Raw genomic sequence first — 13770 nt, forward strand, 5'->3', positions numbered from 1 at the left:
GGGGAAAAACAATTTTCTATACTTTTGGTTTATAAAACCTGTTCTCTTGCCAATCTTCTTTTCCTGAAATAATTTTTAACATTTTCGCCTGCATGTTCAAAAACAACATAAAGAGTTGGAATTACAATAAGTGTAAGCAGTGTAGTTGCAATCAAGCCGCCAATTACTGCTTTTGCTAATGGGGACCATGTTTCAGAACCAGAACCTAATTCAATTGCAAGAGGAACCATTCCAAGAATTGTTGTTAATGCGGTCATTAAGACCGGCCTCATTCTTGCTTTGCAGCTGAATTCTACTGCTTCATATAATTCCATTCCTTTTCTTCTTTGTTGATTGATATAATCTACCAGCACAATTCCATTATTAACCGCTATTCCAACTAACATAACAACTCCAACTAATGCCATAACACTTAATGGAGTTCCAGTTAATGCAAGGAAGAAGAATACTCCAATAATTGAAAGAGGAACTGTAAACATTATTATCAATGGGTCTATTAGAGATTCAAACTGAGATGCCATTATCATATAAACTAAAAGAACAGCAGCTATAAATGCTAAAGTAAGATAAAAGAAAGCTTCCTGCTGGTCTTCTGCTGTTCCGCCAATTATAACTTGATAATCAGATGGAATTGGAGTTTCAGAAATTATTTTTTTGATTTGATTCACAGCTGTTGATAAATCAATCCCTGATAAACCGCAACCTACAGAAACAAATCTGCTTTGATTTTCTCTAAAAATTGTTGGAGTCGATTGTTCTTCACTAATTTCTGCAACATCTTTTAATTTAATTCTTCCTCCGGTTGGCAATGCAATATCAAGTTCTTCAAGTGCAGCTTTAGATTTTCTGTATTCTCTTGCAAATTGAACATAAATATCATACTCATCACCTTTTTCACGATACTGCGAAGCAACTCTTCCCTGAATTGCTGTTGAAATGTTCATTGCTACCTGAAGTGTTGATAAATTGTAATGGTTCAACATATCTTTATTTAAATGAACCTGAATTTCTGGAGTTGTTTCTTTTGTATTAAGTGAAATATCTACCAGACCATTTATTTTTTCCATTTTCGATTTTAATTCATTAGCAATTGCTTTTGCTCCATTAATGTCAAAACCAATAACTTTAACTTCTATATCCTTCTCTGTAGTAAAAGAACCTCCTTCCTGAAATGTATATGTTATTCCGGGGATTTCATCAAATTTTTTTCTTAATCTATCCTGAATCTCGAACTGTGTAACTTTTCTTTGTTCACGAGGGGTTAATTTTACAAACAATTCAATTGTGCTTGAAGTTGTTCCATATGCGCCAATACCCTCTCGTGTCCCATAAAAAATTGAGATTGATTCCAAATCTTTTGGTTCAACAACTTCTTTCACAATATCTTCAATTTTGTAAGCATAAAGTCTTGTTTTCTCAATTGGAGTTCCAGCAGGAGATTCTAATAATACATTAATAAGTGCCTGGTCTGTTTTTGGTAAAAATTCGCCTCCAAGAAAAGCTGCCAAAATTATTGAAAGTATAAATAATATAGTAACTGTTAATAACACAACTTTTTTATGATACAAAGACCAATGCAGAATTTTACTGTATCTTGCTGTTAGTTTAATAATCCAGTTGCCAAATTTATCTTTCAATTTTGACAATTTGCTGTTTTTCTTAGTTGAATCAAATTTCAATAAGTTAGCTGACATCATTGGAACAATTGTTAGCGCAACTAGTAAAGATACGGCAAGACTGAAAGTAATAGTAAGAACCATATCCTTAAATAATTGACCTGTTATATTTGGAACAAACAGAACAGGAACAAAAACACTTATTGTAGTTAAAGTTGAAGCAGTAATTGCCATTCCCACTTCTGTTGTACCAATATCAGATGCATCAAATTTGTTTTCACCAAGTTCTCTATGTCGATAAATATTTTCCAGAACAACAATTGAATTGTCAACAAGCATTCCAACTGCAAGTGCAAGCCCAGCCATTGATATAATATTTAATGTTACATTGGCTAAGTACATTACTGCAAATGTGGTAATAATAGACAAGGGAATTGAAATTCCCATAATAATACTGCCACGTAAATTTCTCAGGAAGAAATAAATAACAACAAATGCCAAAACAAATGCAATCAAAGCAGAGTTACGCAAATTTGTAATTGACCTCATTATAAAATCAGCTTGATCCCAGATAACACTAAATTTAGTTCCCTGAGGCAATCTTGAAATTATATCAGGAATTGCTTCTTTAACTCTGCGGCTTGTAATTACAGTATTTGCATCTGACTGTTTCATAATCATTATCATTACACCTTCACCAAAATCGGCTCTTACCTCATTTGCGTTTTCTTTATATCCATCTTCAACATCTGCCACATCTTTCACATAAACAGGAATACCATTTCTATAAGTTATAATCGTTTTCTTGATTTGTTCAAGAGAAGTATATTCACTGAAGACTCTTAGATTATAGCTTTTATTTGTTGTTTCAATTGTTCCTGAAGGCAATAAACCACTGCCGTATTGAATAGCCTGTGATATATCGTTTGGAGATAAATCATAAGATGCAAGCAAAACTGGATTTATGTTCACATTAATTTGTCTTTGTAATCCGCCCATAGTTTGAACAGAAGCTACTCCTTCAACTCTTTCGAGCAATGGTTCAATTTTTTCTTCAGATAATTTTCTTAGTTCAGCGGGACCAAGATATGGTGAACTTATGCTGATATAGCTTATTGGCATCATTGATGGGTCAAAAACAAAAACAATTGGTTCAGATGCATCTGCTGGAAGATAGTCTCTTATGTAATCAAGGTTCTTACGAATATCATTTTCAGCCTTCTGCATGTCGGTTCCATATTTAAATTCAAGTGTAACAATTGAGGAACCTTTAAATGATTGCGATGAAACTTTTTCAATATTTTTAACTGAAGAAACTGCTTCTTCTACTGGTCTTGTTATTAAGTTTTCAATATCTTCAGGACCAACACCAGGATAGTTTGTTACAACCCCAGCAATTGGAAATGTAATATCTGGAAAAAAGTCAATCTTCAATTGTGAAAAAGAAAAAATGCTGAATAAAATTATAACTCCATAAATCATTAAAAGAGTTATCTGCCTTCTTAAAGAAAATTTTGTTAGTATCATGGCAAAATGTTCCCTTATTCAATTACTTTAACTTTTTGATCTTCTTTTACAATATTTTGACCAACAACTATAACTGTATCTCCAACATTCAAACCATCTGTTATTTCGATTTGACCATCATTCAAAATTCCTGTTTTTACTTCTTTTAATTTTGCTTTGCCGTTATTAATTACAAATAAAAAATATTTTTTTACTGGAGTTTGCAAGCCTGTTTCTCTGTCAATCTTTACTTCTGTTTGTGTTAACAAAGCAAATTCTGGAACTACAATTGTGTTCGGATGACTTTCTACTTCAATTAAAAATTCACCAAACATTCCTGATTTTAATCTGCTATCATTCGACAAAATAGAAATTTCAACTTCCAGAGCTTTTGACAACTGGTCAATGGAAGTATTCATCTTCACTACTTTACCATCGAATTCTGTATTCATAATTGACGGAAATTTTATACGAACATTTTGACCTGTTTTTATTAACTGAATATCCTTCCCTGTTATATAAACTTTCGATTTCATTTTTGAAGGAGAAATAACCTGAGCAACTGGCTGTCCCATATTTATCATTTGATTCTCTTCAACATAAAGTGCTGCAACATAACCATCAAAAGGAGCTTTTATAAAAGTATTCTCAAATTGTTCTTTTGCCTGTTCGTAAGCTGCTTTTGCCTGATTGAGTGAATTTTCTGCGGATTCTTTTGCTGCTTTAATTTGATCAAACTGCTGTTGACTTATTGCTTTCTCAGAAAACAATTTTTGCATTCTTTCGAAATCCTGCATTGCCAATTTTGCCTGAACTTCTGCAGTCTTCAATGCAGAATTTGCAATTTCCAATCCCTGCTTTTGAACATCATTTTTCAATTGTGCAATGATTTGATCTTTTGAAACAGACATTCCAGGTTTAACAAATATCTTTTCTACCCTTTCTGCTGCTTTACTGTAAACAATCACATCCTCTTCAGCAGAGATAGTTCCTGTTGTATGAACATATTTCGATATTGATTCTAATCTCACTTTATAAATTTTTACAGGAACAGGTTTATCAACATTATTATCTTCCTTTTTTGAGCAACCAATTATAATTGTTAATAAAATTAATAGAATTATTTTCTTGTTCATTTTATCCTCAAATTATTTCCAGATTTTGTCTAATAAACCGATTGATTTTAATAAATTAAGTTGACTTATATTGTAATTATAAATTCCCTGAAGATAATCACTTTTACTTTTTGTATAGAGCAATTGAGCATTTAATACATCAAGCTGATTGACCATTCCCTGGGAATAAAGCAAATTTGATATACGAAGACTTTCTTTGTATTGTTCAAGTGCATCTTTAAGACTCTGCAAATTTTTAGAAGCTTCTTTAAAACTGTAATAACACTGTTCAACATCTAAATCAACTGCATACTGCATTTGTGATAAATATAAATTCATCTGCTCTGATTTAATTTTTGCAATTTGATAATCAAGAATTTTTTTCCCTCCTTCAAATAAATTCCATGATACAGCAAGAGTTAACGACTTTGACCTGATGTAGTCACTCCATGTAACTTTTGAATTTTCCATTGGTGCCGCATGGTCTACACTTGCTGTCAATGCTACAGTAGGCATAAAATTACCAAGTGCAATTTTTTCTCCCTCTTTTGCTGCATCTTTCTGATATAACAGTGATTTGACGTCGTTTCTATTTTCCTTTGAGATGACTTTTAATTCTTCAAGCGAAATATTTTCATAATCTTTCAGAAAATCTTTTTTATCGAGAGTATCAACCACAATTAAAGAATCAGTAAGCGGGATATTTAACAGGCTTTTCAATCTTTGAAGAGCCATTTTTTTATTTGAAAGTGCGGATTCATAAACTGGAAGTGTTGATGAATATTGAGCTTTTGCTCGCTGCAAATCTAATTCTGTTGCAGTTCCTGCATTATAAAATTTTTCAACCTGTTCCAAATTCTGTTTTGCAACTTTGACTGCTTCTTCTGCAGTTTTGCAGATTTCATCTGCAAGGATAATTGCATAATAAGCCTGCATTGAACCTAAAACTGTTTCTTCTTCTTTTCCCTCGAGTTCTTCTTTTAGAGATTTTCTAATGCTTTTTTGAATATTGTAATTATACCATCTGCTTCCACCTGTAAAAATTGGAAGTGTAAGATTAAATGAGTGCTGGAAATTGTATGGGGTTCCTACCACAAATCTTTGACCCATAAAAACAAAAACTGGAAGTTCAATATTTTTTTGTGCAATCCCCTGATATGATAAAGTTGGCAGAAAGTATGAAAGTGATTTCCATGTTTCTAAATTCTGAACATCATAATCGAGCGATTTTGCTTTAAGTGAAAGATTTTCTTTCAAAGAAATATCAACAACATTTTTCCAGGATAAATAAATTATTCTTTTATCCGTTTGACCATATAAGATAAAAGAAAAAAGAAAAATCACTATAAATAATTTACTTCGAAGCATAATTGATATCCTTATAGTTCCATTTAAAATTATTTTTAAAAAACTTGATACAATAGACGAACTTTTACTTAAAAAGTTGTGACTTTTTAATTTTTATACTACAATACCCCATAGTTTAAGTTTAATATCAAACCGGTTGAATAATATGTCAATCTTTAACTTCTTTATAAAAATTATTCCACAATTTCAGCATTTCTTTATCTATGTTTTTCAAATTACCTTCGAGCAAAAGACGCAATGCAATACCATCATTTGAATAAATAAACATACGGGCAATTTGTTCATCAGTCATTGGAGATGAAAATTCTTTTTTTCTTCTTGCAGATTTTACAATGTTAGTCCATTCATTTAATTCTTCTCGCAATGCTTTTTTAATTTTATTCTGAAAATCAGGGAATAATTTCATAGCATCAAACAAAATAGTAATATAGTTTATGTTAACTGGGGTATTAGATTTAAATAATTCTTTTCTTAGTGTTGTCATTGTTCTTTTTACTTGTTTTACATAATCGTGATAAAAATCCCGCAATGAATCGTGTGAAAGTTTAGAGTAATCTATCTGCATTTTTTCGAAATAATAGGTGTTGATTACTTCCATAAACAATTGTTCTTTACTTGAAAAGTAGTGGTAAAACCCTCCTTTTGATAAGCCAGTTTCCCTTACAATATCTCTCAGTGTAACTTCTTTATAATTTTTCTGAAGAAATAATTTAAAAGCTGTTCTAAGTATATGATCTTTTGTATTCATATAAATACCGACCGTTTGGTATGTGCAATAATATAAAGATAAGTTAAATCATTCAATGCATCAGAAGAATATATTTTTGAAAGTTATATTTTGTTCATAACAATATTACTTTATCTCAATACATGGCAGCTTGAGTATATAATAAACTTTATTATAATTTGTTTATCTAAAAAAATAATCTTAACAAAACGAACTAAGTGATGCGTATTACATTTCGTATTATAACTGGTATGATTTTAAAATGAAATTTAAGATGGTTTTAAGAACCACTAAGAAAAATATAAGTATTAAAAATATTCTTAGTGGTTCTCAAGTCATTATTTATAATTTGGGAACTGATCTCAAAAATGTCCCAAACATTTTTTGTTCTTCAAGACGGCAGGACCAGACAAGGTCGTCATTCCATACTGTAATGTCGGGACAACCATCGCACATGCTCTGTCGGCCATCCTGCATAAAGTCAACTGGCTGAATAAACATTATAGTTTGCATGTGTGCTTTCTTAAAAATTCTAAAAGGATTCTTTAACATGTTTACCATCGCTTTTCTCAATCCTTTGTCAAAAGGCCATAAAAGAAGCATTGCAGTTCTTCCCCTTCGAGTTGTTTTTGGAGAGGCATAAGAAAGATATGTGCCTTTGAATAAATGATGTGCTATCATTACGAGTTCTAAAAATTTTGGACCAGTATAGCCATAGATTTTTTTCTTCGTTCCGATTCTTTCTGTCAATAACCATTTGAAAGACTCAACTTTCTCTGTTCCATTCAAATAAGCACAAGGGGTAAATTCAGGATAATATTCTCTAACAACTTTCAAAACATCTATAGAAAGTATATCAACTTTTCTGTCAATATCTGAATGATAAGAAATGTTCTGCCAGTCGATCTTTTGCCCACCGGCATACCAATCAAATGGCAATGATGGTACAACATGACGAAAACATATAAATACCATTGTGTGAACAATATCAATATTCTCTGCAGCCCATTTTATTAATTCAGGAGTATATTGTAATGTATCTTCATAAACTGTCGAATTGAATGAGCAGGCAATACCACCTACATCAGCAAGCATCTTCGCATATTGATAACGGAGTTCGTTCAATTCGACTTCATTTTTCCCTCTCCATTTCCCTCCACGGCCTTGCTTGCTGTCAACATGAAATGTAAATCCAAAAACTCCTGCCTTTTTCAAATCTTTTAATAAATCTTTTGTTAATGCAGCTCCATTAGTATTTACTATTGGTTTTAACCCTCTTTTTTTAATCTCAGCAACAATTTCAACTATTTGAGGATGTAATAGCGGGTCTCCACCTGCTATCGAAATACAATCAGAATTTCTTTTTTGCTGAAATACATCCAGTTCATGTTTGATTACATCAAGAGGTTTATGAGAGTTTTTTTCGTTCTCTCGATAACAACCATCACATGCAAGATTACACATTGCAGTTGGTTCAAGCCAGGAAATTGCATTGTCTGGAAGTGTCCATGGTAATCGATATAATTCACGATGGTTAAGAATTGAATCTGCCATAGTTCCCCTCAATTTATTTTAGAAAGACTAATTTTTTTCTTATTACGAAATAATGAAGCTTATTTAATAATGGCAGAGACTACATAAATCAATTTTTTACAATAAAAATGTAATAAAATCATTTCTTAATGGAAAAAATATTTTAACTAAATATTCATTATTAATAAAGATTTAATACAAAAAATCAATATAAAATCCATCAATAAAAATAGGTCGATTATAAGCATCAACCTTTTATGATATTGAATAATCTTGATTTGAATAAAATTGGCTACAAAAAAAATATAAAAACTAAATCTATACTTGAATATGAATTCAATATTTAATGAAGATGAAAAATTATATATAGAATAAGATTTTTATTTGTGCAGATTAAAATATAAACTGTAGGTAAAATGAAATTGTTAAGTAAAAGAAGAGGCTGTTTCATCATTTTAATTTTTTCCATTTCTATGGTAATGGGAATTCAGAATCTTTAAATATTCAAATCCAACTTTCATATGAATAACATTTCTATATTTAAAATCTTTTGAAATAGCCTCTTCATAAAATTTGAGATTATATTTAACTAATGTTTACTTCATCAAAATAAATTTCTTAGTTTGAATAAAATTATTTGCTTCTAATCGATAAAAATAAACACCAGAAGAAATTCTCCCGGATGAACTAGATGAACTTTCAGCAGAAAAGCTCACTGTATAAATTCCTGCATTTTGATATTCATCAACAATTACTGCTACTTCATTGCCAAGAATATCATAAACTTTCAGCGTAACATGTGCATTTTCAGGAATTTCATATTTTATTGTTGTTGCAGGATTAAATGGGTTAGGATAATTTTGATATAAAACATAAGATAAAGGAATTAACTTTACTTCTTCATCTTTAACATCAGTTAATGGTTGTCCAGGATATTTATTTGTAATTTTCATTGCATAACTTCCGTAACCTGAATATTTAAATACTTTTATATAATAAGTACCCGCCAGTGCATTTTTATATGACATTATTTCCTTAGTTCCTCCAGTTCCTGATGAGGAAATTTGATTACCATTAGCATCATATAAAGCGAGGTCAATATCAAGTGTAGAATCAGAATCAGTTCTAACATAAAGTGAATCCCAATTTGATGACAAGATTAATTTATAATAATCATTTTCATCATTTATTCCATTTGAATAATAACCAAGATGACCCGGATAAACCACCTCAGGATTAATTAAAAATGCTAAAGCCAGATTATCATTTGGTTCAATATCATTAGTAAGTGTTGCTTTCTTAAATTCTGCTGTAATTTTATATGAACCATATCCACTGTATTTGACAGCTTTAACAAAATATTTACCAGGTCTCAAATTATTAAAATGTGTTTGTTCATTAATACCTGTGCTGATATCATAACTTGCAATTTGAGTTTTGCCATCTACATCGTATAAGAATAAATCTATTTCAAGAGTTTCGTTTGACAATGTCTTAACAATCAATGCTCCATCTGTTTGAACATCAATATTCCACCAATCAACTTCATCTATATACTTATTTGAATAATAACCTAAATGACCATAATTAACTGTATTACCACTTAAAGAAAATGCACCTAAATTCTGTGATTTTTCATAAGTGTCATTATTTTCAATATCATTTGTAGTAATCCCTTCGATAGATGTTTGAACATAAGTACTAATAATTCTGTATCCACCGTGCTTGTTGTAACGAGATACCTTAACATAGTAAGTTCCAGGCATAAGATTATTAAAATGTGTCTCTTCAATTAAACCTGTAGAAATATCATAAGAAGCGATTGATGTTGTTCCATCAACATCATAAATATATAAATCAATATCTGCGGAATCTGACTCTGTTCTAATTTTTAAGCTGCCGTCGTAAGGAATAACAACCTTCCACCAATCAACATTGTCTATAACATTAGCTTGATAATAGCCGATATGACCTGTAGATTCAGAATTAAGATTCAACAGTAATGCCTGTTCAAATGAATCATTTGGTTCCAAATCATTTGAATAAGGAGCAGGGGTAAATCGATTAAATATAGTATAACTTCCGGAGCCGCTGTATCTTACAGCTTTGATATAATATTTCCCAGCCTTTAAGGCATTATGATGTGTTGATTCTCGTTGACCAGTTGATATATCATAAGAAGCGATTGATGTTGTCCCATCAACATCATAAATATATAAATCAATATCTAAATTATTCGTGCTGTTTACTTCTACATAAAGACTTCCATCCTCTGGAAGTATAACATACCACCAATCTTCGTCATCGTGATTTTGTGCATCGGTGTAAAAAAGTGTTCCACTATCACTGGAGTTAAGAGTAAGCGGAGATGCTTGCTGATAGTTATTATTTGGTTCACTCTCAGCAGTAATTTTAATGTTCAGAAAAAGGAGGAATAATAATAAGAATGATTTTTTCATGGCTACCTCTTGATGAATTAGAAATTTGGCAATTTGTAAGGAGGGTTACATTTTGAGCTTACATATAATTTTTCAATGAACTAAGAAAACAGAAGAAATAATACTCTATTATTCACAAGTTAATTTATACAATAATTCATGAAGAAAAAACTTGTTTACATTAAATGTGATTTAAATCTGATAATGGGGTTACAAAAGGAAAATAATAATCAACCCAGCTTTTTATGAAATCTTCGCGAACTTAAAAAGAGAATTACCAATCCCATTAGAAAAAGAACAACTAATTCTTTCCATAATTCATAAAGACCATTTCCCTTTAGAATTACTCCTCTTATAATAATTAAAAAATATTTTAATGGAATTATGTAAGTAATAAATTGTATTATTTGCGGCATGTTTTCAATAGGGAATACAAAACCAGAAAAATAAATCATTGGTAACATAACACCAAAAACTGTTACCATCATAGCTTGCTGTTGAGTTTTTGATATTGTTGATACAAACAATCCCAGACCAAGTGTTGTAAGTGTAAAAACTAAAGATGCTAAAAAGAATAAAAAAATATTTCCTCTAATTGAAATTCCAAACCAGAAGACCATTACAGAATTTATTAGTAAAATGATTACAAAACTTATTATAACAAATGGCAAAATTTTACCAAGTATAAGCTGCCATGGTTTAATTGGTGTTACAATTAACTGTTCTAAAGTTCCCACCTCTTTTTCTTTTACTATTGCAAGTGATGTTAAAAGCATTGTCATTATCATTAAAAGCAATGCTGTAATTGCAGGAACCATGAACACTCTTGTTTTTAATTCCGGATTATACCAGATTCTTACAGCTGGCTGAATTGACCTTGTAACAATAGTTATACCTCTCTTTGCAGCAAAATCTTTAATTATGTCCTGAGAAAATTCTGAAGTTATTGCTTGAATATAACCAATTGAAATTGAACCTTTAGTACCATCAGAACCATCAATTAACAGCTGAATTTTTGAAGTTAACCCGCTGTAAATATTTTTTTCAAAATTCACAGGAATTACAATCCCAACATTGGCTTTACCACTAAGAATATATTCTTCAATTTCTTTGTATTCGTTTGTGGATTGTTTTAATGTAAAATAGCCGGAGTTAATAAGTTTTTCTAAGTACTTTTTGCTTAAGTAAGATTTATCCTGATTAAAAACAATAATATCAATGTTATTTACATCGAATGTTGCTGCATATCCTAAAAGTAAAGTTTGTAAAACAGGAGCAATTAAAACAATTAAAAACATTTTCGGGTCACGCTTTAATTGCTGAAGTTCTTTTTTAATAAAATAAATTAAAGTTTGCATCTATATTTATTGTTTAACTAATTTTTTTTTAAATAAGCTTTTGCTGCAATGGATACACTTATGATTGAAAATAAAATCATATAAAGTAATTGCTGCCAGTAATTTTCCACTCCCGCTCCTTTCAATAAAATTGCTCTAAGACATGCTATATAAAATTTAGTTGGAGTAATATTTGTAATTATTTGAATAATAACCGGCATGCTTTCAATCGGGAATATAAATCCAGACAACAACAACGAAGGTAATAAAGAAATTAATGTGCCTATTTGAAAAGCAACCTGCAGTGAATCTGCAATCACAGATACAATTATACCCATTCCTAAAGATGCTGTTAGAAAAATAAATGTGCATATCGTTAACCAGATAAAACTTCCTTTAATTGTAATATCAAAAAATAAATATCCTGCTAAAAGCACTATCCCTGCATTAATAAATGCAATAATGACATATGGAATAATTTTACCAAGAAGAAGTTCATTTACTGAAAGAGAGGAAACATTCAGCTGTTCAATTGTTCCTTTTTCTTTTTCTCTGACAATTGAAAGAGAAATTGTAACTACTGCAACCAGAATTAATATCATCCCTATCAAGCCTGGCAATAAAAATCGAGTTGAATTTAATTCAGGATTAAACCAGAATCTTGGTTCTAATTGAATTGGGATAAATAATTTTGTTCCCTTTCTTTCTAAAAATTCCACTGTAATTTTTTTTGATAAATCCGCTGTTGCTATGTTAACATAATTCATTATTAAAGTTGCGGTATTTCCCTGAACACCATCAATCAAATATTGAATTTTTGCAGTTCGATTTGAATTAATTTCTTCTGAAAAATTTTCTGGAATTACTATTACACATTGTGCTAAGTTTTCATCAAGTATTCTTTTAATATGACTATCTTTTTCTATATAACCTGCTAAATCAAAATATTCGCTGCTTATTAGAGATTGAATGTAAGATCTGCTTAGAGTTGATTTATCTAAATCATATACTGCTATTTTAACATGTCTAACATCAAAATTAATTGCATAACCAAAAACTATCAGAAGAAATATTGGAAACAAAAAAATAACTCCCAGCATTCGAACATCTCGAAGTAGCTGTCGAATTTCTTTTTTCGATATCGCTTTTATTCTGATAAAACTTTCCTTAAGATGAAACTTTTTCATTATCCTTTCTTTTTTCTAAAAGATGAATAAATACATCTTCAAGTGTAGGAATTATTGAGTTAATTCTTTTAGGAATTATATTTTTTTCTACCAACAATGAATTAATCTGATTTACATTTTGAAATTTATTATTTGTAATCACATGAAGATTATTTCCAAATATTGATACTTCACTTACAAAATTTTGCTTCTCAAGAATTTCAAGTGCTTCAATTGTATTATTACTTTCTATTTCGAAAATCGGATTTTCAATGTAATTAGTTTTCAGTTGCTTTGGATTGCCCTGTGCAATAATTTTTCCTGAGTCTATTAAAATAATATCGTTGCAATATTCAGCTTCTTCAAGATAATGAGTTGTAACAAGGACAGTAGTTCCTTCATTCGAAAGTTCATTAATTAAGTCCCAGAAGTTTCTTCTGTAAATTGGGTCAACTCCGCTGGTTGGTTCATCAAGAAAAACAATTTTCGGATTATGAATTACCGCAATACCAAGAGCAAGTCGCTGTTTAATTCCTGCCGGCAGTGAACCTGTTAATAATTTTTCATTTCCTTTCAAATAAGAAATTTTTAATACCCAATCTTTTTTCTCTCTCAAAATTTTTCCATGCAATCCATAAATGCCGCCAAAAAATTCTATGTTTTCTTCAACTGTTAAATCATTATAAAGAGAAAATTTTTGAGACATATAACCAATATTTAATTTTACTCTATCAGGATTTTCAACTACACTGCAGCCTCCAACAATTGCATCGCCAGATGTCGGTTCAAGAATTCCACATAACATTCTAATTGTGGTTGACTTTCCCGCACCATTAGCACCAAGAAATCCAAATATCTCTCCCTCTTTAACATTAAATGAAATATTATCTACTGCAGTAAACGAATCAAATTTCTTTGTAAGATTTATTACTTCTATACTATACATATTTTTAATAATAAAATG

9 protein-coding genes are annotated in these 13770 nt (G+C 30.4%); all 9 read right to left on the reverse strand.

The genetic code is table 11. The annotated features are described in order from the left end of the window. Nucleotides 1–29 precede the first annotated feature (29 nt). The 9 genes from VJY32_RS05520 to VJY32_RS05560 all read right to left on the reverse strand — a co-directional run bounded on the left by VJY32_RS05520 (nucleotide 30) and on the right by VJY32_RS05560 (nucleotide 13752). Nucleotides 30–3143 carry an efflux RND transporter permease subunit gene (locus tag VJY32_RS05520; protein WP_353676898.1) on the reverse strand — a complete coding sequence of 1038 codons (3114 nt, stop codon included), beginning with the start codon at nucleotides 3141–3143 and terminating at the stop codon, nucleotides 30–32. Nucleotides 3144–3157: 14 nt separating this feature from the next. Further along, nucleotides 3158–4258: an efflux RND transporter periplasmic adaptor subunit gene (locus VJY32_RS05525; RefSeq protein ID WP_353676899.1), complete on the reverse strand. Its 1101-nt coding sequence runs from the start codon at nucleotides 4256–4258 to the stop codon at nucleotides 3158–3160. 12 nt (nucleotides 4259–4270) lie between these two features. Further along, on the reverse strand, nucleotides 4271–5605 hold the full coding sequence (locus VJY32_RS05530; protein WP_353676900.1) for a TolC family protein: 1335 nt from the start codon (nucleotides 5603–5605) through the stop codon (nucleotides 4271–4273). Nucleotides 5606–5753: 148 nt separating this feature from the next. Then, nucleotides 5754–6353 carry a TetR/AcrR family transcriptional regulator gene (locus tag VJY32_RS05535; protein ID WP_353676901.1) on the reverse strand — a complete coding sequence of 200 codons (600 nt, stop codon included), beginning with the start codon at nucleotides 6351–6353 and terminating at the stop codon, nucleotides 5754–5756. A 321-nt stretch (nucleotides 6354–6674) separates the two neighbouring features. Further along, nucleotides 6675–7886: a radical SAM protein gene (locus VJY32_RS05540; protein ID WP_353676902.1), complete on the reverse strand. Its 1212-nt coding sequence runs from the start codon at nucleotides 7884–7886 to the stop codon at nucleotides 6675–6677. Between the two features lie 575 nt (nucleotides 7887–8461). Next, complete coding sequence (locus tag VJY32_RS05545; protein ID WP_353676903.1) at nucleotides 8462–10324, reverse strand: T9SS type A sorting domain-containing protein; 1863 nt, start codon at nucleotides 10322–10324, stop codon at nucleotides 8462–8464. Nucleotides 10325–10533: 209 nt separating this feature from the next. Then, on the reverse strand, nucleotides 10534–11661 hold the full coding sequence (locus tag VJY32_RS05550; RefSeq protein ID WP_353676904.1) for an ABC transporter permease: 1128 nt from the start codon (nucleotides 11659–11661) through the stop codon (nucleotides 10534–10536). A gap of 17 nt (nucleotides 11662–11678) precedes the next feature. Next, entirely contained in the window at nucleotides 11679–12827 is a 1149-nt protein-coding gene (locus VJY32_RS05555; protein WP_353676905.1) for an ABC transporter permease, read from the reverse strand. Then, entirely contained in the window at nucleotides 12808–13752 is a 945-nt protein-coding gene (locus VJY32_RS05560; protein WP_353676906.1) for an ABC transporter ATP-binding protein, read from the reverse strand. The genes VJY32_RS05555 and VJY32_RS05560 overlap by 20 nt, the downstream gene beginning before the upstream one ends. Nucleotides 13753–13770 lie beyond the last annotated feature (18 nt).

Source organism: Rosettibacter primus (genome assembly GCF_036860675.1).
GTDB classification, from domain to species: domain Bacteria; phylum Bacteroidota; class Ignavibacteria; order Ignavibacteriales; family Melioribacteraceae; genus Rosettibacter; species Rosettibacter primus.

Excerpts from the sequence above, each read along its gene's own strand:
- VJY32_RS05520 (WP_353676898.1), bottom strand. The coding sequence starts at position 3,143 with ATGATACTAACAAAATTTTCTTTAAGAAGGCAGATAACTCTTTTAATG.
- VJY32_RS05525 (WP_353676899.1), bottom strand. The coding sequence starts at position 4,258 with ATGAACAAGAAAATAATTCTATTAATTTTATTAACAATTATAATTGGT.
- VJY32_RS05530 (WP_353676900.1), bottom strand. The coding sequence starts at position 5,605 with ATGCTTCGAAGTAAATTATTTATAGTGATTTTTCTTTTTTCTTTTATC.
- VJY32_RS05535 (WP_353676901.1), bottom strand. The coding sequence starts at position 6,353 with ATGAATACAAAAGATCATATACTTAGAACAGCTTTTAAATTATTTCTT.
- VJY32_RS05540 (WP_353676902.1), bottom strand. The coding sequence starts at position 7,886 with ATGGCAGATTCAATTCTTAACCATCGTGAATTATATCGATTACCATGG.
- VJY32_RS05545 (WP_353676903.1), bottom strand. The coding sequence starts at position 10,324 with ATGAAAAAATCATTCTTATTATTATTCCTCCTTTTTCTGAACATTAAA.
- VJY32_RS05550 (WP_353676904.1), bottom strand. The coding sequence starts at position 11,661 with ATGCAAACTTTAATTTATTTTATTAAAAAAGAACTTCAGCAATTAAAG.
- VJY32_RS05555 (WP_353676905.1), bottom strand. The coding sequence starts at position 12,827 with ATGAAAAAGTTTCATCTTAAGGAAAGTTTTATCAGAATAAAAGCGATA.
- VJY32_RS05560 (WP_353676906.1), bottom strand. The coding sequence starts at position 13,752 with ATGTATAGTATAGAAGTAATAAATCTTACAAAGAAATTTGATTCGTTT.